A 21,032-nucleotide genomic window follows, 5' to 3' on the forward strand; every position below is an offset into this window, starting at 1 on the left:
TTAGTTTTAATTCTATAAACTAAGTATGGAACGGTGCTTTTAGCAATATTTTGTACTTTTTTTATAGATTAAATAAAAATATTAACTTTAAATGTAGGTTTTTTTTATTGAAAATACTTTGATTACTGATCAAAGAGGTTTAAAACTGGCTTTTTCCTCCAATTTTTTCAAAACTTCTGTTATTTTTTCGAAAGAACTGAAGTTTTCATGTTCCACTTTATGATCGATTTTTTCGTGTGCCCAAGTCGTATGAAACGGAATATGTACGGCATGTCCGCCAATTGCTAAAACGGGTAAAACATCCGATTTTAAAGAATTTCCAATCATAAAAAATTCGGAAGGTTGTATTTCCAATCGTTTTATTAAATCAGAATAATCAATTTCTTGCTTGTCTGACATCACTTCGATATGATGAAAATAATGACCTAAACCCGAATTGTGTAATTTTCGACGTTGGTCTAATAAATCGCCTTTGGTAGCAACCACCAATTTATATTTTCCGTGTAATGCGTCTAAAGTTTCTTCCACACCTTCCAATAAAACAATTGGTTTCTCCAGCAATTCTTTCCCATATTGGATGATTTTTTCGATTATTTCTATAGGAAGCGTATTATTCGAAATAGTCATCGCCGCTTCAATCATCGATAAAATGTAGCCTTTGATTCCGTAACCGTATAGTTTTAAATTATCAATTTCGACCTTAAAAAGTTCTTTGGATATTCCTTGATGGGATAAATAATCTTCCATTAAACCACAGAATTTCTTCTCGGTTTCATCAAAATACGTTTCGTTGATCCATAAGGTATCATCGGCGTCGAAAGCAATTACTTTTAGTTCCATTTTTATTTTATTTTGATAATAATTGAGGTTTTCCTTTTAACTGTCCCCTGCTTTGGAAAAGACTTTCTTCATTGAAATTGTTTTCGAATAAAAGGTAATTCGGATTCCCAAAAGTAAAATAATTCCTCCGATAATCATTTGCAGTGTGATTATTTCATCTAAAAACAACCAGGCTAAAATAGAAGTCAAAACGGCTTGACCGAGCAAACTCAATGACACTCTTGTGGCCCGCATGTGTTGTGTGGCATAACTGAGCGATAACCATGCTAATAATTGGCAAACTATTGCCTGGATTAACAAGACCAACCAGCCAGCATCAGAAAATCCGAAAAAAGGTTCGTCTAGGATTAAACAGAGAAATCCTAAATATATACTTGAAGAAATTAAGCTGATGGTCATGAACGAAAGGACATCCACTTTAGAAAGCACTTTTTTGCTGACCAGTAAGTAAATAGCATATAAAATACCCGATAATACGGCTAAAAGAAAAGCGGTGTCAAAATTCAGTTCGATAAAAAACTGGAAACCAACCAGCATAATCATTCCGAATAATGATACTAGAGTTCCAATCCAGAAATTAGTGGCGGGTTTTGTTTTTAAAAATAGAAAGGAACCAATGCCCAACCAAAGTGGGGATAAATTAGTAAGCAGTGAAGCCTGAGTAGCGCTAGATTCTTGAATGGCAATATTCCAAACGGCAACATCTGAGGCAAATAAAATTCCGCAAATTATGGCGGGAATTAATACCTTGAAAGTTGGAAGCTTGAATTTTTTTGTAATAATGACATAAGGCAATAGCAAGGTTGCTGCAATTGCCATTCTATAAAAAGCCGAAATTAGCCCGGGAGTTAACCGAAGTTTTATTAATATTGGAAAAATCGAAATGCAGAGTATCCCAACAATTAAAGCTAATTGCGGCTTTTTTATTTTCATTTTATAATTTCCTTAATTGATTGTCTCTCCATTAGCAACACCATCGGTATCCGGATTTACAAAAACCAATTTCCCTTCAGCGTTTGTAGTCATCAAAATCATTCCTTGACTTTCTACGCCACGAAGGTTTCTGGGAGCCAAATTCACTAAAACAGTAACTTTTTTTCCAATAATATCTTCTGGTTTAAAACTCTCGGCAATTCCAGAAACTATCGTGCGAATGTCAATTCCGGTGTCTACTTTCAAAATCAAAAGCTTGTTGGCTTTCGGCATTTTTTCGGCTTCCAAGATTGTTCCTGTACGGATATCCATTTTGGCAAAATCCTCAAATTGAATCGCTTCTTTTTGTGGTTCTGCAACTTTATTCTCCGCTTTGTTCGCAGTTTTAGTCGCTTCCAGTTTGTCTATTTGTTTTTGGATTTCCTCGTCTTCAATTTTTGCAAACAATAATTCTGCTTCTCCAATTTGGTGTCCAGCCGGAATCAAATCAGAATTTTGAGCAATAGTATTCCAATTCAACGGACTTTCTATTTTTAGAATTCTTGATAATTTTTTTGCTGTAAATGGTAGGAATGGTTCGCAAAGTGAACTTAATGCGGCAGCAATTTGTAAGGCAACATACATTTGCGTTTGTACGCGCTCCGGATTGTCTTTTATCACTTTCCAAGGCTCTTCGTCAGCCAAATATTTATTTCCTAAACGAGCCACATTCATCAATTCGCTCAAAGCTTCACGGAATCGGTAACGCTCCAAAGAACTTGAAATAACCGCCGGATACGCTTTCAATTCAGCCAGGGTTTGTTCGTCCACTTCCGAAAGTTCGTTTGGTTGTGGAACAATTCCGTTGTAATATTTATTGGTTAAAACCACGACACGATTAATGAAATTCCCGTAAATCGCTACCAATTCATTGTTATTTCTCGCCTGAAAATCTTTCCAGGTAAAGTCATTATCCTTTGTTTCCGGCGCATTCGATGTCAAAGCATAACGCAAAACATCTTGTTGATTTGGAAATTCTTCTAAATATTCGTGCAACCAAACCGCCCAGTTTTTAGACGTAGATAATTTATTTCCTTCCAAGTTCAAGAACTCGTTTGCAGGAACATTGTCTGGCAAAATATAACTTCCTTCGGCTTTCAACATCGCAGGGAAAATGATGCAATGGAAAACAATATTGTCTTTCCCAATGAAGTGAACCAGTTTTGTATCCTGATCTTTCCAGTACGGTTCCCAATCCTTTCCTTCGCGCAACGCCCATTCTTTCGTAGACGAAATGTAGCCAATCGGCGCATCAAACCACACGTATAATTTTTTTCCTTCGGCACCTTCAACTGGAACGTCAATTCCCCAGTCCAAGTCACGAGTTACCGCACGAGGTTCTAGTCCACCATCAATCCATGATTTTACTTGGCCGTAAACATTCGGTTTCCAGTCATTTTTATGTCCAACGAGAATCCATTCTTTCAAGAAATCTTCATAACGGTCCAAAGGCAAAAACCAGTGTTTCGTAGATTTCAAAATAGGAGTTTCACCAGTTATTGTCGATTTTGGATTAATCAAATCAGTAGCATTCAGCGTCGAACCACATTTTTCGCATTGATCACCATACGCTTCTTCGTTACCACATTTTGGGCAAGTCCCAACCACAAAACGGTCTGCCAAAAACTGATCTGCTTTTGCATCATACAATTGCTCGGTCACTTCTTCGATAAAATCGCCTTGATCATACAGTTTTCTAAAAAATTCCGAAGCCGTATCATGATGAATTTTAGCCGAAGTTCTGGAATAATTATCAAACGAAATTCCAAAATCAGAGAACGATTTACGAATGATTCCATCATATTTATCGATTACTTCTTGTGGCGTAATGCTTTCTTTTTTGGCTTTCATCGAAATTGCCACGCCATGCTCGTCACTTCCGCAAACGAACAAAACGTCTCTTCCCTGCAATCTTAAATATCGGGAATATATGTCCGAAGGCACATAAACACCCGCCAAATGGCCAATGTGAATCGGTCCGTTCGTATACGGCAATGCCGCTGTAATCGTATATCTTTTTGGATTCTGTATCATAAAATTATTTTTAGATTCTGAAATTAATTCAGAACGAGCTGCAAAAATAAGGAATCCAATTTTATTTGCAGCTATTTAGCTTCGCTGAATCTTCGATCTCCCTTTATACGTTGTAATCTTATTGTTTTGCCAACAACAACTATAAGAATTTCCAATATTATCGAAGCTGGAAATCCTTTTGCATCAAAAAACATATTGCAACTTATAGCAATAATTATATAACATTAATCGAGAGCGATACAGCTAATTTTGTCGATGTTAATTTAAAAAATAAAATTATGAAAACGAAAAGCATATTAGTTGCCTTAGTATTAAGTATTGGATTATTTACAGTGTCTTGTAGTGATGATAATGAGGGAGAAACGCTAGCTCCTTTAGTAGGAAAATGGAACATTACCAAAGTGGGTACAACTATTGGAGGCCAAGAAACCTTGATTGATGCGCCACAAAACCAAAACGGTTGCGAAAAAAATTATCTTAATCTTAAAATTGACAATACAGCAATTGAAGGAGATTATAGTTCTATCGTTAGTCCTTGTGCGATAACAACAAAAACGGGAATTTATTCTAGATCACATAATAACTTAACACTTGTTATCGATGGGGTGACTACAACTCAGGATATAGTTAATCTTACGCTTTCTGAATTAAAATTGAAAGATGCCAATGGAGTTATCTCATTGTATAATAGATAATTCATTTGCTATAACGATAGATTATAAATCTTAGTGAGACGCAGTATAAAACGGAAATAACTTTTAAAGTTGTTTCCGTTTTTTTTGTGGATTGAATTGTTTAAGAATAAATGATTTTTTTGAAGCTATTTCCCGTCTCGTTTTAAAGACGAGATTGCAATCTTTTACTTTTTAAAGAAAAAAGTAAAAGGATTTTCACTGCTATCGGGGCTAGGGAATTTGGGTTTTCGATAAAATTTGTCATTTTAAAATTGCATTTTATTTATCTGCAATCTTGTCATTCCGACGAAGGAGGAATCTTCGTTATGTGAGCACTTTGATGGGATTCTTCCTTCGTCGGAATGACAAAGTAAGAAAGAATAATTTTCTGTAAGAAAAGATTATATTTGGAAAACTAAAAAGAAGCTGACTATAAGGGCTAAAATAAGTTGTACATAATATTCCATGAAGCTAACAAAAGAATTGATATTAGAAATAGATTTATTAATTGACGAATTAATAGAAGTAGGAGTTGTTTCTGAAAATAAATGTAATTCTGAAATAAGAGGAAATTCTATTCGTTTTTTAAAAACAAAAGGCCTTTTAATTTCGAACTGTAAAAGAGTACAATATAATCCAACTTCTGAAGTGTATGAAATTAAAAAAGTAGGAATTGAAAAGTATTTAAAAGAAGAAAATCGAGTTGAAGAACTTGATTTAAAAATTAAGGAATTGACAGCAATTAATCTTAATTTACAAAACAAACAATTGAAAAGGTATATTTTGTATTCTGTAATAAGTTTCGTGTTAGGTGCTATTTCAACAAATATTGAAGAGATTTTGAATTTCTTGAATCAATGAATTAAAATAAATGTTGCCTGTCTTTTTATCTTAGTTTGTCAGCTCGCATTGCAAATCCGTACTATCGGTTGGATTTGTAATCTGTTCCTACAATCCTAACTATCCGTTTATTTATATTTGCAAACGTAATTAAATTATATTCTACATTATGGCAAAAGGACCCGAAAAAAACACTAAGAATAAGGCGTTGCATACCAAATTGCTAAATCGGAAAAAGATTAAACTTCAAGAAGAAAAAAAAGAAAAAGCAGCACGTTTGAAAGCTTTGGTTACAAAAATGAATCAGAAAAAGAATAGTAATGAATCTGATAGCATATAAATCGCATTGTATTTCATTTCTGTTTTTATTTACCCGAAATTTGCATCACATATTCAAATATAAAACCTATGGAATTCGGTAGAATAATTATTTCAGAAACTGCAATGAACAGTGAAAATCTCCAAGATGTAATTCACTCTAATATTTCGGTAATCAACTTAATGCGTGAGGAAGGCGTGAATGATGATTTGATTCACGAAGATGCGATAATGAGTTATTATTTAGATTATTATACATCACAATATACCGAAGGAAATTTTGCTCAGTTTGTATACAATTCCGGTTGGGATAAAGAATTAAACGAATTAATCGAAGAAGGTTTGGGATTAATTGGTGCCGAAAAGCATTTGGAATTGTTCCAACAGCAATCCAAAAAAGTAAAACTGATGAGCAGTGTGAAGCTGAATAAATTCCTAAAAGGGAAATTAGAAGGCGTAAATCCTATCCGAGATTTGCTTAACAACGACACTTTTTTTGAAATAGAAGAAAATCTAATTACTTTGAATGCTGCTTTCTTAAAAACCCACCCAGATTTTGAAGTCCTTTCTGTAGACGACATGTTTGCAACCTTAGAAGAATTTGTGGGGCACGAAATTAAAAGAGACTAAAGTAAGTCAAAAGTCCAATGTCATAAAGTTTTTAAAGTCCTGTTTTTATTTGTTTTTTTGAAGTTCTGTTGTCAATGTAAATTAAACATTAGGGCATTTGAATCATACATTAGTATTGGACTTTATGACTTTGGACTTTTGACTAATTTTTTGTCCCATTTCTATCAAACATTTCCTTAAATTTGCTTCCATTATTATAAAAGTTAGCGTTAAAAAAATCAAGCTATGTTACAAATCGCATTTATTAGAGAGAATCAAGAAAAAGTAATCACCGCTTTGGCAAAGAGAAACATCGATGCCACAAGTGTTGTTGAAGAAGTGGTACAACTGGATGAAAAACGCCGCGCTACGCAAGTGGAGCTAGACAACATTTTATCCGAATCTAATAAATTATCCAAAGATATTGGCGAATTGATGAAAGGCGGAGAGAAAGCAAAAGCCGCAATTCTAAAAGAAAAAACCGTTTTAAACAAAGAGAAAAGCAAAGCTTTAGCGGAAATGGCTGATGCGCTTGCCGCTGAACTTTTAGAGAAATTATACACGTTACCCAATCTTCCTGCTGATATTGTTCCTGTTGGAAAAACGCCGGAGGAAAACCTAAACGTTTTTGAAGAAGGTAAAATTCCAGTTTTGCATGAAGGAGCGCAACCGCATTGGGAATTGGTAAAAAAATACGACATCATTGATTTTGAACTTGGAGTAAAAATAACTGGTGCAGGATTTCCGGTGTATAAAGGAAAAGGAGCTCGATTACAACGTGCTTTAATCAATTATTTCTTGGACAAAAATACCGCTGCAGGATATAATGAAGTTCAAGTGCCACACATGGTCAATGAAGCGTCGGCATATGGAACGGGACAATTACCGGACAAAGAAGGGCAAATGTATCACGATAAAACAGATGATTTGTACTTGATTCCAACGGCTGAGGTTCCGGTGACGAATTTGTTTCGTGATGTAATCCTTAACGAAAGTGAATTGCCGGTTTTAACTACGGCTTATACGCCATGTTTCCGTCGTGAAGCAGGTTCTTATGGTGCGCATGTACGTGGATTGAACCGTTTGCATCAATTTGACAAAGTAGAAATCGTTCGTGTAGAACATCCGGATAAATCATACGAAGCTTTGGACGGAATGGTAGAACATGTAAAAAGTATTTTACAAGAATTGAAATTACCTTACCGAATATTGCGTCTTTGCGGCGGTGATATGGGTTTCACATCAGCTTTGACATATGATTTTGAAGTGTTTTCTACAGCGCAAGATCGTTGGTTAGAAATCAGTTCGGTTTCTAACTTTGAGACTTTCCAATCTAATCGTTTGAAATTGCGTTTCAAAGACAAAGACGGAAAAAACCAATTAGCACACACCTTAAACGGAAGTTCATTGGCTTTGCCAAGAGTTTTGGCTGGAATTTTAGAAAATTACCAAACTCCGGAAGGAATCATAATTCCAGAAGTGTTGCGTCCGTACTGCGGATTTGATATTATAAACTAAAAATTTTAACATATAAGTCATGTCAGTTTTTGCAAAGTTTTAAATTTAAAGCGATGCAAGTCTTATATGACTAATATGTTTAAAAAAAATAGATGTTTGAAGAAACAAACTGCACTTAACAATGAAAAAGCTATTTCTACATATTACCCTATTTTTTTCATTGGTTTGTTTTTCGCAAAACGAACAATTAGCGCAGTATTATTATGATAGAGGTGATTTTGAAAAAGCAAAAATCAGCTACGAAGAGTTACTGCAAGATATTCCTCAAAACTCACAATATTTTCTTAGAACTATTGATTGTTCTCAGCAATTGCAACAATTTGATAGCGCCGAGAAAGCCCTTCAGCAACGACTTGAAAAATACAATCAAGGGAATCTTTTGGTAGAATTGGGGTATAATTTTCAGTTGCAAAAGAATAATGCCAAAGCCACGGTTTACTACGAGCAAGCATTAGACCGAATCAGAAAAAATCCAAATGATGTCTATGGTATTTCAAATGCTTTTGAAAGGAAAGTACTGTTGGAATATGCGCTAAAATCCTATCAAACCGCTGCAGAATTGGAACCGAATTTTAATTTCAAGTACCAAATAGGATTACTTTACGGCCAATTATCTAATATGGAAATGATGATTTCCACCTTTCTGGACGAAGCGTATGCGAATCCTCAAAATTCAATATTAATTCAAAATCAATTGGTTCGTTTTATGGTTGACGAGGGCGATGCTGCCTTTAGTGAAATGCTTCGTAAGGCATTAATTATAAGAACCCAGAAAAATCAAGATATTTTTTGGAATCATTATTTGAGTTGGTTTTATGTACAGCAGAAAGAGTTCGGAAAGGCATTTATTCAGGAAAAAGCTATTTACAAACGCAATCCTGAATCGCTTGTCAATATTGTAAATTTAGGACAATTGGCCATAGACGAGGGGAATGAGGAAGGGGCTAAAGAAATTTTGGGATTTGTATTGGAAAATACACAAGATTTAGAATTGCTTATCCAAGCGAATTCGTATTTAATAACCATGAGAATTGAAAAAGCATCCGAAAATGACCTTGCAGCCATCAGTGCAGAATTAGACGGTTTGTTGAAACAATTTGAAATAAGTCCTTTTACCTTATCTTTGCAGCTGATTCAGGCACATTTCACGGCATTTAATTTGAAAAAACCAGAAGAAGGAAAGGCAATAGTCAAGAGAGCGCTGGAATTGCAATTGAATGATTATGAAATGGCTAATGCCAAAATGGAACTGGCAGATATTTTGCTGTACGAAGAAAAATTCAATCAGGCTTTGATCTATTATTCGCAGATTGAATTGGATTTGAAGAATGATGTATTAGCGCATGAAGCCAGTTTGAAAGCCGCAAAAACCAGTTATTTCAAAACTGATTTTGCGTGGGCGTTGAAACAATTTAAGGAACTGAAATCAGCCAACACGCAGTTGATTGCCAATGATGCTTTGGAATATTTTCTGTTAATTAATGATAATACGGTTGCCGATTCGACACAAACGGCTTTGAAACAGTTTGCCAAAGGAGATTATCTCTTGTATCAAAACAGGAATCAGGAAGCGGTAACGCAGTTTGAATTGATTTTGAAAAACCACAAAGGACAGGAAATAGAGGACGTGACTTTGTTGCGATTAGGAAAAATATATGAAAAGAAAGGCGATTTTGCTTTGGCTTTAAGCCAATACCAAATGATTATAGATCAGCATAGCGACGGAATTTACATAGACGAAGCGTTGTATTTTTCGGCAGAAATATATAACAAGCAATTGTTGCCTGAAAAAGCAAAACCATTATATGAAAAGCTATTGTTCAATCATCAGGACAGTATTTATTTTGTGGAAGCCAGAAAGAAATTTAGACAATTGCGGGGAGATACTAATTTATAAAAACAGATTATTTAGATTCTTGGATTTTTTGAAAAAGTCTAATAATCTAATAATCTAATAATCAAAAAAAATGATACTATACAACGTCACTACAAACATACATGAAAGCGTTCACGATCAATGGATGATCTGGATGCAACACAAGCATATTCCTGAAATTTTGGCTACGGGAAAATTCTCTTCGGCAAGAATGGTACGGGTTTTAATTGAAGAAGAAATGGGCGGTGTAACGTATTCAGTTCAATATGCGACGGACAGCAAAGAAACTTTGGAGAAATATTATCAGGAAGATGCGCCTGGTTTTCGCGAAGAAGGAGCGAAATTATTTGGAGATAAAATGCTGGCGTTTAGAACAGAATTAGAATTGATTGCAGATTATTAGAGTCATTGCGAGGAACGAAGCAATCACATTCAGATTGTCGTTTTGAATCACAATCTTGAAGTCGCAATTTGTGACCTTCAATTATAAAAAAAATATAACTACGCTTTGTGCCTCAGTGCCTTCGTGGCAAAACAAAAAACATGGAAAAAGTAACAGCCAAAAAACACCTCGGACAGCACTTTCTTAAAGACGAAAGCATTGCTAAAGATATTGCCGACACGTTAAACTTAGAAGGATATGATGATGTATTAGAGATAGGTCCGGGAATGGGAGTTTTGACAAAATATTTGTTGGACAAGCCGGTTAACACCTACGTTATTGAAATCGATACGGAATCAGTGACGTATTTGGACCAAAATTATCCAAAATTAAAAGACAGAATCATTTCTAAAGATTTTTTGAGGTATGATATTAATGAAACTTTTGAAGGAAAACAATTTGCTATAATTGGTAATTTTCCGTATAATATTTCGACACAAATTGTGTTCAGAACTTTGGAATACCGCGATCAGATTCCGGAATTTGCAGGGATGTTCCAGAAAGAAGTGGCGCAACGTATTTGTGAAAAAAAGGGAACAAAAGCGTATGGAATTCTATCGGTTTTAGTTCAGGCTTTTTATGATGCCGAATATTTATTTACGGTAGATGAAAATGTATTTATTCCGCCACCAAAAGTGAAATCAGGAGTTTTACGTTTGCGCAGGAAGAAAGATTACAGTTTGCCTTGCGGTGAAAAATTGTTTTTTACCGTAGTGAAAACGGCTTTTCAGCAACGACGCAAAACGTTACGAAACAGTTTAAAAACCTTAAATTTGTCGGATAGTTTGAGAGAGGATGAAATCTTTAACCTTCGACCAGAACAATTAAATGTAGAACAGTTCATAGCACTCACCCAAAAAATAGAAGCCGATGGAGTTTAAAATCAGCAAAGAATTAATTCAGGAATTAGAGCAACTCATTCAAAATAAAAACGACCAGCAACTGGAAGTATTATTGAATGACATGCACCATGCTGATATTGCTGAAATTCTTGATGAGCTTGATTTTAATGAAGCGACCTATATTTTTAAAGTTTTAGACAGTGAAAAAACCGCCGAAATCCTTCTGGAACTAGAAGATGATTTGCGGGAAAATATATTAAGCAGGCTTTCGCCAAAAGAGATCGCGGAAGAATTAGATGAGCTGGAAACCAATGATGCCGCCGATATTATCGCGGAGCTTTCCAAAGATTTGAAAGCCGAAGTAATATCAGAACTTCAGGATGTTGAGCACGCTAAAGATATTGTTGACTTGTTGCGTTATGACGAAGATACCGCAGGAGGAATCATGCACAAGGAATTGGTTAAAGTAAATGAAAATTGGAATGTCCTGACCTGTGTAAAAGAAATGCGCATTCAGGCCGAAAATATTTCCAGAGTCCATTCGATTTATGTCGTGGATGATGAAGACCGACTGAAAGGACGTTTGTCACTCAAGGATTTATTGACCACTTCTTCCAGAACACCAATTAATGATGTTTACATTCGGAAATTAAACTCCGTAAAAGTAGATACCGAAGATGTTGAGGTGGCCCGGATCATGCAAAAATACGATTTAGAAGCCATTCCTGTCGTAGACGAAATGGGACGATTAGTAGGAAGAATTACTATTGATGACATTGTAGACGTAATAAAAGACGAAGCGGATGAGGATTACCAGTTGGCAGCAGGTATTTCGCAGGACGTTGAAGCGGATGACAGTATATTTGAACATACAAAAGCACGATTGCCTTGGCTAGTTTTGGCTCTTTTGGGTGGTTTTGTCTCCGTAAAAGTGCTCGGATTATTTGAAGGAGCGATGCTGGAACATGGGAATTTATTCTTTTTCACGCCACTTATTGCCGCCATGGCAGGAAATGTTGGTGTACAATCATCGGCAATTATAGTGCAGGGATTGGCTAACAATACGTTGAGTGGCTCCTTGTTTAATAGATTGGTCAAAGAAGTGTCACTAAGTTTATTAAACGGACTGATTTTGGCTACGATATTATTTTTAGGAAGTCATTTTCTTTTGAATGTAGAATTCATCATTGGAATTATTGTTACTGTAGCATTGATGTCGGTAATTATTATTGCTTCGTTAATAGGAACTTTTGTTCCGTTATTATTGGACAAATTTGGTATTGACCCAGCTTTGGCTACCGGACCGTTCATCACAACGAGCAATGACATTTGCGGAATTCTGATTTATTTTTCGATAGCAAAAATGATTTTGGGGTTTTAAGAAAGATAATAGAATATTGAGAGGAAATTCAACAACGAAATAATACAACTATAACTACACAACCAACACTTTTCCCTTACAGCTCCTTCTCTTTTGGAGAGGTTCAGAAGCTTCGGGAGGGGAGAGGAAAACCATAACTAGCATGAAAGTACACATCATCGGCGGAGGAAACCTAGGTGTTTCTATCGCATTAGGACTATCAAAATTTTCACCAGAAAACCAAGTCACGATAACCAGAAGAAATACCTCCAGCATTCTGTATCTTGAAAAATTAGGCGCAACAGTTTCCACAAATAATACCCATCAGATTCAGGAAGCCGATGTCATTATTTTGACTATCAAACCATACCAAGTAGATACTGTTTTAGCCGAAATTCTTTCTGTAATTTCTAATAAAATCATCGCTTCGGCAGTGAGTGGATTGTCTATAGAAAATTTGCAAAATAAAATCGGTGATTCGAATAGTGCAATCCGAATCATGCCCAATATTGCGGCTCAGTTTGGCGCATCAGCCACCTGTATTGCGTTCCATGAAAAAGACAAAGAGAAGGCGCAAGACATAGTTTCTCTTTTTCAGAGTTTGGGAACCGCTCCTATTATTGACGAAAAATTAATGGATGCAGCAACCGTTCTTGCGGCCAGCGGAACTGCTTTTGCGTTGCGTTACATTCGCGCTTCGATGCAAGCCGGAATTGAAATAGGATTTGACTGGCAAACTGCTTTGGCTATTTCTGCACAAACCGTAAAAGGTGCTGCCGAAATGCTGCTGGAAGAAAAAGTACACCCAGAACAATTAATTGACCGTGTGACCACGCCACAAGGCTGTACGATTGCGGGATTGAACGAAATGGAAATGCACGGATTCAGTTCGTCCTTGATACGAGGAATCAAAACGTCATTGAAACAAATCAAAGGATAAGCGGCATTAGGATGAGACATTATAATATAGATAAGACCGAGGAACTTTTTTTCAAACAGAACTAATCATCCTTAAAGCTGGAGAAACTAAACTGCTGACTATAAATCCCAGTCTTACGTACAATCTCGGATTAGGGATAATGATAGGAATGGTAGTGACTGGTTTGATTATTCAATTTGCGGTACTTCAAAGATTTTCGCCTGTAATGATAATTCCATTGTTTTCTTTTTTACTCATTAGAAAAAAAAATTTCTCTAATAGTTTTGCAATAAGTTATTCAAAATAAAAGCAGTTATTGAACATAAAAAAGCTTCGTTTAATCACTTAAACGAAGCTTTTTTATGAAATAGATTGTAGCTAAACTTTCTTGGATTGTTTTTTTGCTTTAGCGGGTTTCAAATTAAATTTTAACCATAAGAAGCCAATAGTTCCCGCAATAAAAGAAGCAACCAGAATCGCAATTTTTGAATAAGTAATGACTTCTTCTCCGTCGTTTTTGAAGGCAAGTAATGTTATAAAAATAGACATTGTAAACCCTATTCCACCCAGCATTCCTGCGCCTAGAATAGTGCTCCATTTTAAATCTCTTGGCAGTGTACCAATTCCTAAACTCACTGCAAGGAATGAAAATAGCCAGATCCCTAATGGCTTTCCTACGACAAGACCTAACATAATTCCAATCGTGTTAGGATGATTCAATCCTTCATGCCAATCGGAGTTTATGGCAATACAGGTATTGGCTATGGCAAATAACGGAAGGATAAAAAACGCGACCGGATAGTGTAAAAAATGCTGTAAACGATAGGAAGATGTCTTCTTCCCTCCGTCACCAAATGGTATTACAAAGGCTAATAATACTCCGGTTATAGTAGCGTGAACTCCTGAATTTAGCATGAAATACCACATTGCAGCACCACCAATTAAATAAGGAATAAGACTGTGTACTTTTCTTCGGTTCAAGATAAACAAACCACCCATAATGGCAAAAGCAATGAACAAATTCAGATAAGCAATAGTGTCTGTATAAAATATGGCAATCACCAAGATGGCACCTAAATCATCAATAACCGCAAGTGCAGTCAAAAATACTTTTAAGGAGGTAGGAACACGGTTTCCTAAAAGAGACAAAATACCAATCGCAAAAGCAATATCTGTCGCCATAGGAATTCCAGCTCCGTTTTGTGTAATAGTTCCAAAATTTAATAATAAAAAGATTCCTGCCGGAACAATCATTCCTCCAAAGGCACCAAAAATAGGCAATGCCGCGTTTTTTATACTGGATAATTCTCCTTGATACATTTCGCGTTCTAATTCTAAACCAATGAGTAGGAAGAAAATAGCCATTAAGCCGTCATTAATCCAGTGCGTAATGGAATGGTTTCCGATTTCAGTTCCCCAAAAAGCAATATATTCGGTTTGAAAAGATGAATTAGCCAATAGCATGGAAACTATGGTAACGAATAGTAATAGGAGTCCGCCTGATTTTTCGCTTTCAAAAAAAGCTTTGAAGGTTTTTGTTAATTTCATTTTTTTGCTTTCCTTTATTACAAAACATAAGATTTATAATAAAAATTTATTAATCGCTAATTTACGATTTTACGACTTAATTTCCTCCGATAAATCAATAAACCGTAATTTTTTTGTTAATTTGAAGGATCAAAAACCGAACAATTATGGACATCAAAATCCTTCACATAGATAGCAATCATCCTGTACTTTGGGATCAGTTGCAGCATTCCGGGTTTATAAATCATAGTGATTTTTCCTCTTCTAAAGAAGAAATCGAAGCCAAAATTCAGGATTACCAAGGAATTGTGATTCGAAGCCGTTTCAAGATTGATAAAGAATTTTTGGACAAAGCCACTAATTTGCAATTCATTGCGCGTGTTGGAGCCGGATTAGAAAGTATTGATTGCGATTATGCCGCATCCAAAAACATTACGCTCATAGCTGCTCCCGAAGGAAATAGGAATGCAGTTGCCGAACATACTTTAGGGATGATTTTATCCCTTTTTAATAAATTGAATGAAGCTGATCGTGAGATACGTTCCGGACACTGGAACCGGGAAAGCAACCGTGGCCATGAACTCGACGGAAAAACGGTAGGGATCATCGGTTACGGAAACATGGGGAAAACATTTGCCAAAAAAATGCGTGGTTTTGATGCGGAAGTACTTTGTTACGATATTCAGGAAAATGTGGGTGACGCTAACGCAAAACAGGTTTCTTTACATGAATTTCAGCAAAAAGTAGATGTAATAAGTTTGCATATTCCGTGGACTCCCGAAACGGATAAAATGGTTGACAGTGATTTTATCAATGGATTTGCCAAACCTTTTTGGATTATCAATACGTCTCGGGGCAAGAATATTGTCACTGCTGATATGGTTACGGCCATGCAATCCGGTAAAATTCTTGGAGCAGGTTTGGATGTTTTGGAATATGAAAAATTGTCTTTTGAAACCCTTTTTCACGATAAAAACACACCGGAGGCTTTTCAATATTTGCTGAAAGCCAAGAATGTTATTTTGAGTCCACATATTGCCGGCTGGACATTTGAAAGCCATGAACGCTTAGCGCAAGTCATAGTTGATAAAATAAAAGCAAAGTATTTTGGTCAAGCCAAAGTTGCGGAGCCCGAGAAACGCGTTACGGGAATTGGCGGTTTCTTTTTTAAATCAAAAAATCCGAAAGAACTGGTGGCTTGGTACGGAAAACATTTGGGTTTAAAAACCGATGATTATGGTTCCACTTTTTGGTGGAAAGACAAACAGGGTAATGATTGTTCCACTCAGTGGTCACCATTTGCCAATGACACTGCTTATTTTGCGCCAAGCGAAAAACAGTTCATGCAAAACTTCAGAGTTGATGATTTAGAAATTTTATTACAAAAATTATCGGATGAAGGTGTAACAATTGTGGGTGATGTGCAGACTTATGAGTATGGAAAATTTGGATGGGTTCTGGATAACGAAGGAAATAAGATAGAACTTTGGGAACCAATCGATAAAGCATTTCAATAATTTTTTAATAATCACTAACTTAAATTTAACCAAACCAAACCAAAATGGAAGAAATCGTACAAGAAACTTGGAACACTCCAAGGAAACCTATTCCAGTATTTAAAGTAGATCCAGTATTAGTATTAATTTTTGGGTTTTTAACCTGTGGATTGTATTTAATCTATTGGAATATTAAAGTTGCAGAAGTTTTTAATGCAGTTTCGGAGCGAGAAGTTATCTCACAACCTATTGCCATATTTGCAGGTTGTTGCTATCCTGTAAATATTTATTTCTTTTATTTAGCAGGTAGAGATGGACTTCCGGATGTATATCATAGATCTGGTTCAGTCCAAAAAGACGATACAGTTTTGTTGCTTATTTTAGGGCTTTTCTTTCCAATGATTGCTGCAATGATAGTTCAAAATGAAATCAATAAATTATATAAGTAATACTAAAGATAAACGTAAAATTTACGGAATTATAGGTGCTTTTCTTACGCTGATGATTCCGTTTTTTTTAATGTTTTTTAATGGGGACAATCATCTTGAGACCGATCAATCTTTGTGTCCTTTTAAAATGATTACTGGGTTTCCATGTCCTGGTTGTGGGATTACAAAATCATTGGTTTATTTTTATCATGGAGATTTTTACAAGAGCGTTAGCTATCATATATTGGGTCCTTTTGTAATTGCATTTAGTGTTGTGAGTATTGTTGTATTGATCATGGAGTTGATTACTAAAAAGGAGTATTTCAATACTGTTATGTATAATAAAAGACTGGCGTATGGTTTGGGTTTTTTCCTTGTTGGATATCATATCATAAGGTTGATTTTCTTTATAAAAAACAATTCTTTAGATTACATTTTGAAAGAATCAATTTGGAGGTAATTAGAAAACATAAAAAATCCCGTCTCGTCTTTTTAGGACGAGACGGGATTTTTTTATAAAGGCATCTGCATTTAATCTTCTTTATCTGCTAATTTTCGTTCCAATTCTTTCTGGAACTCTTCCATTACTGGTTTCATTGTGCTTTCCGGAATATCTGCAATTCGGATGTACATTAATCCGTCAACGGCATTATTAAAAAGCGGATCTACATTAAAGGCTACCACTTTTGCATTTTGTTTAATGTATTTTTTAATCAAAACCGGCAAACGTAAACTTCCTGGCTCCAGTTCATCAATAATTTTATCAAACTTATTCAAATCGGATTCGGCTTCGTCAAAAATGAAATCCTTATCGGCATCTTTTAGTTTTACTTTATACGCTTTCTTCGGGTGAATGTATTGCGCAATATACGGGTCATAATAATTGGACTTCATGAATTCAATCATCAGTGATTTAGAAAAATCAGAAAATTGATTGCTGATACTCACGCCTCCCAATAAAAATTTATGTTCCGGGTAACGCAATGTCGTATGCATAATTCCTTTCCAAAGCAGGAAAAGAGGCATGGGTTTTTGTTGGTATTCCTTGATGATGAAAGCTCTACCCATTTCGATAGACTTGTGCATCATATCATGCAATTCAGGCTCAAATCGGAACAAGTCGTTGAGGTAGAAACCATTTATTCCATACTTCGGATAAATTTCGGAACCCAATCCCATTCGGTATGCACCAGCAATTTTATTGGCTTCATTATCCCATAAAAAAAGATGATGGTAATATTGATCGTGCTTGTCTAAATCAATGGATTCGTTTGTTCCTTCGCCTACTTCCCTAAAAGTAATTTCTCGAAGGCGTCCTATTTCATGAAGAATATTAGGTATTTTTTTTGCTCCTGCCAGAAATACTTCATAGTTTTTACTTTGTAAAAGTCGGTAATCGGTGCTGCGTAACGCATCTACTTCCTTGATCATTTTGTCCTGATTTGCGGCAGTGACAATTGTCTTTGGACTTTTAGGAATTTTTAATGTAGGTGTCGGTAAAAAGTTGCTTTCTTTTTCAAAAGGATTCGCCAACATGTACGTTTTCTTTCTCAAAAACTCAGAGTATTCCTCAATCGTAGTGTGTTCGTTTTGCTCATTTACTGAAATAGGTTTTCCAATACGCACTTTAATCACGCGACGTTTCTGGCTAAATACTTCTGAAGGCAGTTTTGCCGTTCTGAAAGTACCGCTTATTTTAGAAAGCAAATAGAATAATCGACTATTTTTAGCATGAAAATAAATAGGGACAACAGGCACTTGTGCTTTTCTAATTACTTTTATAGCCCCTTCTTCCCATGGTTTGTCCACCATTAATTTCCCATCTTTATACGTGGAAACTTCTCCAGCAGGAAACATTCCTAATGGTTTTCCATCACTTAAATGGCGTAATGTTTCTTTTATTCCCACCACGCTTGATTTAGCATCCTTGTGATTTTCAAAAGGATTCACCGGCATGATGTATTTCTTAAGAGGGGCAATGCGATGCAAAAGGAAATTTGCGATAATTTTGAAATTAGGCTCTCTTTCGAGCATTAATTTCAACAATAAAACACCGTCAATTCCTCCTAGCGGATGATTAGAAATCGTGATATAAGCACCTTCTTTTGGCAATCGTTTTAAATCTTCTTCCGGAATTTCGAATTTTATTTGTAAATCATCCAATATTCCATTCAAAAACGAAACATCTTTCAAATGTTTGTTTCTGTTGTATACTTTGTTTAACGTCGATATTTTTAGCACCTTCATCAGCATCCATCCGGAAAAAGTTCCCAGAACTCCGTACTTGTCTGCATTTATTGCTTTTGCAACTTCTTTCGCGGTTACTAAACCCATGTATTTTTTGTTTTTTTAGAGCAAGAAACAAAGATAGCAAAAAACTCCATTTTCTCTATTTTTCTCTATCAAACTTCTACTTTTTTGTTACATTTGAAATTTAAAAAAAAATTTAATGAGAATTATTTCATACAACGTTAACGGAATCAGAGCAGCCATTTCAAAAGGATTTATTGACTGGTTGCAACACGCAAATCCGGATATTATTTGTCTTCAGGAAATTAAGGCAACCGAAGATCAAATCCCAGTCGAGGATATTGCAAAAGCGGGTTATCCGTACCAATATTACTATTCCGCGACTAAAAAAGGATATAGCGGCGTGGCTATTCTTTCTAAAATCAAACCCAATAATGTCGTTCATGGAACTGGAATTCACCACATGGATTTCGAAGGAAGAAACCTTCGTGCTGATTTTGATGACTTTTCAGTGATGAGTTTGTACCTGCCATCGGGGACAAATATCGATCGATTGGACCATAAATTCACATTCATGGATGATTTTCAAACCTACATTGACGAACTCAAAAAAGTAACGCAAAACCTCATTATTTGCGGGGATTATAACATTTGCCACGAGGCAATCGATATTCATGATCCCATCCGAAACAAAAATGTTTCTGGATTTTTGCCACAAGAAAGAGCTTGGCTTGATGGATTCATGAAGTCTGGATTTGTAGATAGTTTTCGCCATTTCAACAATGAACCGCACCAATATTCGTGGTGGAGTTACCGCGCCGGAGCCAGAGGAAACAACAAGGGTTGGCGCATCGATTACAATTTAGTTGCCGATTCTTTAAAACATAAATTGAAAAGAGCCGTTATTTTATCAGATGCCGTGCATTCGGATCATTGCCCAATTTTGGTAGAAATCGAATAACATTTTCAGGAGCTATTTCCCGCTTTGCACTGCAATCTTGTTGTTTTTAAACAAAAGACAACAAGGATTTTCGTTTCAATCGGGGCTAGGGCATTCGAATACTATTTGATTTTTTGCTTTCAAAACAACATTAGAAACAACATAAATACTATCAAAATGATTAAAAGAGTTTCCATCGGATTATTAGTGCTAGTACTTTCAACCTCCTGTGTATCCAAGAAAATATACAACGACTTAGAAAATAAGTACGCCGATTCCAAAAAAGAAAACAGAAGTTTAGCAGATGAAAATGCCGATTTGCTAAAAGCTAAAAACCAATTAGAATTAGATCGCGACGGTTTAAAAACTGATTTGAGTAAATTCAAAGCAGAACTGGAAAAATTGAAAGCAGATTACGCCGCGGCTCAAAATAAATTTAGAGTTTTACAGGATTCGTATGCTGCTTTAGAAAAAAACAGCGGAGATGCTTTACAAAGTAACATGAAGAAAAATCGTGATTTACTGGAGCAATTAGACGAGAAAGGAAAAGTATTGGCATTAGAACAAGACCGATTGAGCAAAAGCGCGCAACGTCTGCAAGAATTGGAAGATTTGATTGCCGCCAAAGAAGCGAGCATGAAAAAACTAAAAGAAACCTTATCTAAAGCCTTGAACAGTTTTGAAGGCAAAGGGTTGACGGTAGAACAAAAAAACGGGAAAGTGTATGTTTCTATGGAGAACAAATTACTTTTCAATTCGGGAAGTTGGGCTGTAGGTTCCGAAGGGAAAAAAGCAGTAATTGAAGTTGGTAAAGTTTTGGGTGACAACCCAGACATATCAGTTCTGATTGAAGGTCATACGGATGATGATGCTTTTACAGCTTCAGGACCAATTGCCGATAACTGGGATTTATCAACCAAAAGAGCGACAGCAATTGTAGCTATTTTGAGCGAAAACAAGAAAATCAGTAAACAAAATTTAACGGCCGCCGGAAGAGGAGAATTTTCTCCTTTAGCTAGCAATTCAACCGCAGAAGGAAAAGCAAAAAACCGTAGAATCGAAATAATCCTTACACCAAGATTAGACGAAATTTCTAAAATGCTGAATGAGATTAATTAAGGTTCAAAGTTTCAAAGATAGAAAGGTT

The 21,032-nt window shown here is 35.8% G+C and carries 20 protein-coding genes and 1 pseudogene; 16 read left to right on the top strand and 5 right to left on the bottom strand.

Annotated elements, in window-relative coordinates:
- Window positions 1-129: 129 nt before the first annotated feature.
- Genes BMX64_RS12390 through metG form a run of 3 tightly spaced genes read right to left on the bottom strand, consistent with a single transcriptional unit; the run spans window position 130 to window position 3,846 of the window.
- Window positions 130-840, bottom strand: coding sequence for an HAD family hydrolase (locus BMX64_RS12390; protein WP_091172326.1), 711 nt, complete (start codon window positions 838-840; stop codon window positions 130-132).
- A 36-nt stretch (window positions 841-876) separates the two neighbouring features.
- Window positions 877-1,773, bottom strand: coding sequence for a DMT family transporter (locus BMX64_RS12395; protein WP_091172328.1), 897 nt, complete (start codon window positions 1,771-1,773; stop codon window positions 877-879).
- Between the two features lie 12 nt (window positions 1,774-1,785).
- The gene (gene metG, locus BMX64_RS12400; RefSeq protein ID WP_091172330.1) at window positions 1,786-3,846 is read right to left on the bottom strand and encodes a methionine--tRNA ligase; all 2,061 of its coding nucleotides are present in this window, start codon (window positions 3,844-3,846) and stop codon (window positions 1,786-1,788) included.
- Window positions 3,847-4,124: 278 nt separating this feature from the next.
- Here metG and BMX64_RS12405 point away from each other — a divergent pair, with 278 nt between their 5' ends.
- The 10 genes from BMX64_RS12405 (at window position 4,125) to proC (ending at window position 13,265) form a co-directional block, all read left to right on the top strand.
- Window positions 4,125-4,541, top strand: coding sequence for a lipocalin family protein (locus BMX64_RS12405; protein WP_091172332.1), 417 nt, complete (start codon window positions 4,125-4,127; stop codon window positions 4,539-4,541).
- Between the two features lie 444 nt (window positions 4,542-4,985).
- The gene (locus BMX64_RS12410; RefSeq protein ID WP_091172335.1) at window positions 4,986-5,381 is read left to right on the top strand and encodes a hypothetical protein; all 396 of its coding nucleotides are present in this window, start codon (window positions 4,986-4,988) and stop codon (window positions 5,379-5,381) included.
- Window positions 5,382-5,529: 148 nt separating this feature from the next.
- On the top strand, window positions 5,530-5,700 hold the full coding sequence (locus BMX64_RS15740; protein WP_167543065.1) for a hypothetical protein: 171 nt from the start codon (window positions 5,530-5,532) through the stop codon (window positions 5,698-5,700).
- A 68-nt stretch (window positions 5,701-5,768) separates the two neighbouring features.
- Complete coding sequence (locus BMX64_RS12415) at window positions 5,769-6,308, top strand: DMP19 family protein (RefSeq protein ID WP_091172337.1); 540 nt, start codon at window positions 5,769-5,771, stop codon at window positions 6,306-6,308.
- Window positions 6,309-6,533: 225 nt separating this feature from the next.
- Window positions 6,534-7,805 (top strand): serine--tRNA ligase, encoded by a 1,272-nt coding sequence (serS, locus tag BMX64_RS12420; RefSeq protein ID WP_091172339.1) that lies wholly within the window; start codon window positions 6,534-6,536, stop codon window positions 7,803-7,805.
- Window positions 7,806-7,926: 121 nt separating this feature from the next.
- Window positions 7,927-9,702 (top strand): tetratricopeptide repeat protein, encoded by a 1,776-nt coding sequence (locus BMX64_RS12425; RefSeq protein ID WP_091172341.1) that lies wholly within the window; start codon window positions 7,927-7,929, stop codon window positions 9,700-9,702.
- Between the two features lie 70 nt (window positions 9,703-9,772).
- Window positions 9,773-10,084, top strand: a complete 312-nt coding sequence (locus tag BMX64_RS12430; protein ID WP_091172342.1) for a DUF4286 family protein — start codon at window positions 9,773-9,775, stop codon at window positions 10,082-10,084.
- A gap of 140 nt (window positions 10,085-10,224) precedes the next feature.
- Window positions 10,225-11,004 (top strand): 16S rRNA (adenine(1518)-N(6)/adenine(1519)-N(6))-dimethyltransferase RsmA, encoded by a 780-nt coding sequence (gene rsmA, locus BMX64_RS12435; RefSeq protein WP_091172345.1) that lies wholly within the window; start codon window positions 10,225-10,227, stop codon window positions 11,002-11,004.
- A complete protein-coding gene (mgtE, locus tag BMX64_RS12440) occupies window positions 10,994-12,346 on the top strand; it encodes a magnesium transporter (protein ID WP_091172347.1) in 1,353 nt (450 codons plus the stop codon). The genes rsmA and mgtE overlap by 11 nt, the downstream gene beginning before the upstream one ends.
- A 142-nt stretch (window positions 12,347-12,488) precedes the next feature.
- A complete protein-coding gene (gene proC, locus BMX64_RS12445) occupies window positions 12,489-13,265 on the top strand; it encodes a pyrroline-5-carboxylate reductase (protein ID WP_091172349.1) in 777 nt (258 codons plus the stop codon).
- 357 nt (window positions 13,266-13,622) lie between these two features.
- On the opposite strand, the gene nhaA is transcribed toward proC, so the two are convergent.
- The gene (gene nhaA, locus BMX64_RS12450) at window positions 13,623-14,792 is read right to left on the bottom strand and encodes a Na+/H+ antiporter NhaA (RefSeq protein ID WP_091172351.1); all 1,170 of its coding nucleotides are present in this window, start codon (window positions 14,790-14,792) and stop codon (window positions 13,623-13,625) included.
- 146 nt (window positions 14,793-14,938) lie between these two features.
- Here nhaA and BMX64_RS12455 point away from each other — a divergent pair.
- The 4 genes and pseudogenes from BMX64_RS12455 to BMX64_RS12465 all read left to right on the top strand — a co-directional run.
- Window positions 14,939-15,877 (top strand): annotated as a pseudogene (locus BMX64_RS12455) (2-hydroxyacid dehydrogenase); the annotation flags it as partial.
- A gap of 45 nt (window positions 15,878-15,922) precedes the next feature.
- A complete protein-coding gene (locus tag BMX64_RS16005; RefSeq protein WP_396180377.1) occupies window positions 15,923-16,288 on the top strand; it encodes a VOC family protein in 366 nt (121 codons plus the stop codon).
- 44 nt (window positions 16,289-16,332) lie between these two features.
- Complete coding sequence (locus BMX64_RS12460) at window positions 16,333-16,716, top strand: DUF4234 domain-containing protein (protein WP_091172353.1); 384 nt, start codon at window positions 16,333-16,335, stop codon at window positions 16,714-16,716.
- Complete coding sequence (locus BMX64_RS12465) at window positions 16,691-17,155, top strand: DUF2752 domain-containing protein (protein ID WP_091172355.1); 465 nt, start codon at window positions 16,691-16,693, stop codon at window positions 17,153-17,155. Before BMX64_RS12460 ends, BMX64_RS12465 begins: the two co-directional genes overlap by 26 nt.
- 71 nt (window positions 17,156-17,226) lie before the next feature.
- Here the strand turns inward: BMX64_RS12465 and BMX64_RS12470 are convergent, their stop codons facing one another.
- Window positions 17,227-19,029 carry a GNAT family N-acyltransferase gene (locus BMX64_RS12470; protein ID WP_091172357.1) on the bottom strand — a complete coding sequence of 601 codons (1,803 nt, stop codon included), beginning with the start codon at window positions 19,027-19,029 and terminating at the stop codon, window positions 17,227-17,229.
- A gap of 115 nt (window positions 19,030-19,144) precedes the next feature.
- Here BMX64_RS12470 and BMX64_RS12475 point away from each other — a divergent pair, with 115 nt between their 5' ends.
- Both BMX64_RS12475 and BMX64_RS12480 read left to right on the top strand, forming a co-directional pair.
- Window positions 19,145-19,906 (top strand): exodeoxyribonuclease III, encoded by a 762-nt coding sequence (locus tag BMX64_RS12475; protein ID WP_091172359.1) that lies wholly within the window; start codon window positions 19,145-19,147, stop codon window positions 19,904-19,906.
- A gap of 156 nt (window positions 19,907-20,062) precedes the next feature.
- Window positions 20,063-21,004 carry an OmpA/MotB family protein gene (locus BMX64_RS12480; RefSeq protein WP_091172837.1) on the top strand — a complete coding sequence of 314 codons (942 nt, stop codon included), beginning with the start codon at window positions 20,063-20,065 and terminating at the stop codon, window positions 21,002-21,004.
- The last annotated feature ends 28 nt before the right edge of the window (window positions 21,005-21,032 follow it).

The organism is Flavobacterium sinopsychrotolerans (assembly GCF_900110375.1).
In the GTDB taxonomy this organism is placed as follows: domain Bacteria; phylum Bacteroidota; class Bacteroidia; order Flavobacteriales; family Flavobacteriaceae; genus Flavobacterium; species Flavobacterium sinopsychrotolerans.

What these genes read in the sequence shown, in the direction of transcription:
- BMX64_RS12425 (WP_091172341.1), top strand. Translation starts at nt 7,927, where the DNA reads ATGAAAAAGCTATTTCTACATATTACCCTATTTTTTTCATTGGTTTGT.
- BMX64_RS12465 (WP_091172355.1), top strand. Translation starts at nt 16,691, where the DNA reads ATGAAATCAATAAATTATATAAGTAATACTAAAGATAAACGTAAAATT.
- BMX64_RS12390 (WP_091172326.1), bottom strand. Translation starts at nt 840, where the DNA reads ATGGAACTAAAAGTAATTGCTTTCGACGCCGATGATACCTTATGGATC.
- BMX64_RS12475 (WP_091172359.1), top strand. Translation starts at nt 19,145, where the DNA reads ATGAGAATTATTTCATACAACGTTAACGGAATCAGAGCAGCCATTTCA.
- BMX64_RS12460 (WP_091172353.1), top strand. Translation starts at nt 16,333, where the DNA reads ATGGAAGAAATCGTACAAGAAACTTGGAACACTCCAAGGAAACCTATT.
- mgtE (WP_091172347.1), top strand. Translation starts at nt 10,994, where the DNA reads ATGGAGTTTAAAATCAGCAAAGAATTAATTCAGGAATTAGAGCAACTC.
- BMX64_RS12415 (WP_091172337.1), top strand. Translation starts at nt 5,769, where the DNA reads ATGGAATTCGGTAGAATAATTATTTCAGAAACTGCAATGAACAGTGAA.
- metG (WP_091172330.1), bottom strand. Translation starts at nt 3,846, where the DNA reads ATGATACAGAATCCAAAAAGATATACGATTACAGCGGCATTGCCGTAT.
- BMX64_RS12405 (WP_091172332.1), top strand. Translation starts at nt 4,125, where the DNA reads ATGAAAACGAAAAGCATATTAGTTGCCTTAGTATTAAGTATTGGATTA.
- BMX64_RS12430 (WP_091172342.1), top strand. Translation starts at nt 9,773, where the DNA reads ATGATACTATACAACGTCACTACAAACATACATGAAAGCGTTCACGAT.
- BMX64_RS12470 (WP_091172357.1), bottom strand. Translation starts at nt 19,029, where the DNA reads ATGGGTTTAGTAACCGCGAAAGAAGTTGCAAAAGCAATAAATGCAGAC.
- BMX64_RS12480 (WP_091172837.1), top strand. Translation starts at nt 20,063, where the DNA reads ATGATTAAAAGAGTTTCCATCGGATTATTAGTGCTAGTACTTTCAACC.
- rsmA (WP_091172345.1), top strand. Translation starts at nt 10,225, where the DNA reads ATGGAAAAAGTAACAGCCAAAAAACACCTCGGACAGCACTTTCTTAAA.
- BMX64_RS12395 (WP_091172328.1), bottom strand. Translation starts at nt 1,773, where the DNA reads ATGAAAATAAAAAAGCCGCAATTAGCTTTAATTGTTGGGATACTCTGC.
- BMX64_RS12410 (WP_091172335.1), top strand. Translation starts at nt 4,986, where the DNA reads ATGAAGCTAACAAAAGAATTGATATTAGAAATAGATTTATTAATTGAC.
- proC (WP_091172349.1), top strand. Translation starts at nt 12,489, where the DNA reads ATGAAAGTACACATCATCGGCGGAGGAAACCTAGGTGTTTCTATCGCA.
- serS (WP_091172339.1), top strand. Translation starts at nt 6,534, where the DNA reads ATGTTACAAATCGCATTTATTAGAGAGAATCAAGAAAAAGTAATCACC.
- BMX64_RS15740 (WP_167543065.1), top strand. Translation starts at nt 5,530, where the DNA reads ATGGCAAAAGGACCCGAAAAAAACACTAAGAATAAGGCGTTGCATACC.
- nhaA (WP_091172351.1), bottom strand. Translation starts at nt 14,792, where the DNA reads ATGAAATTAACAAAAACCTTCAAAGCTTTTTTTGAAAGCGAAAAATCA.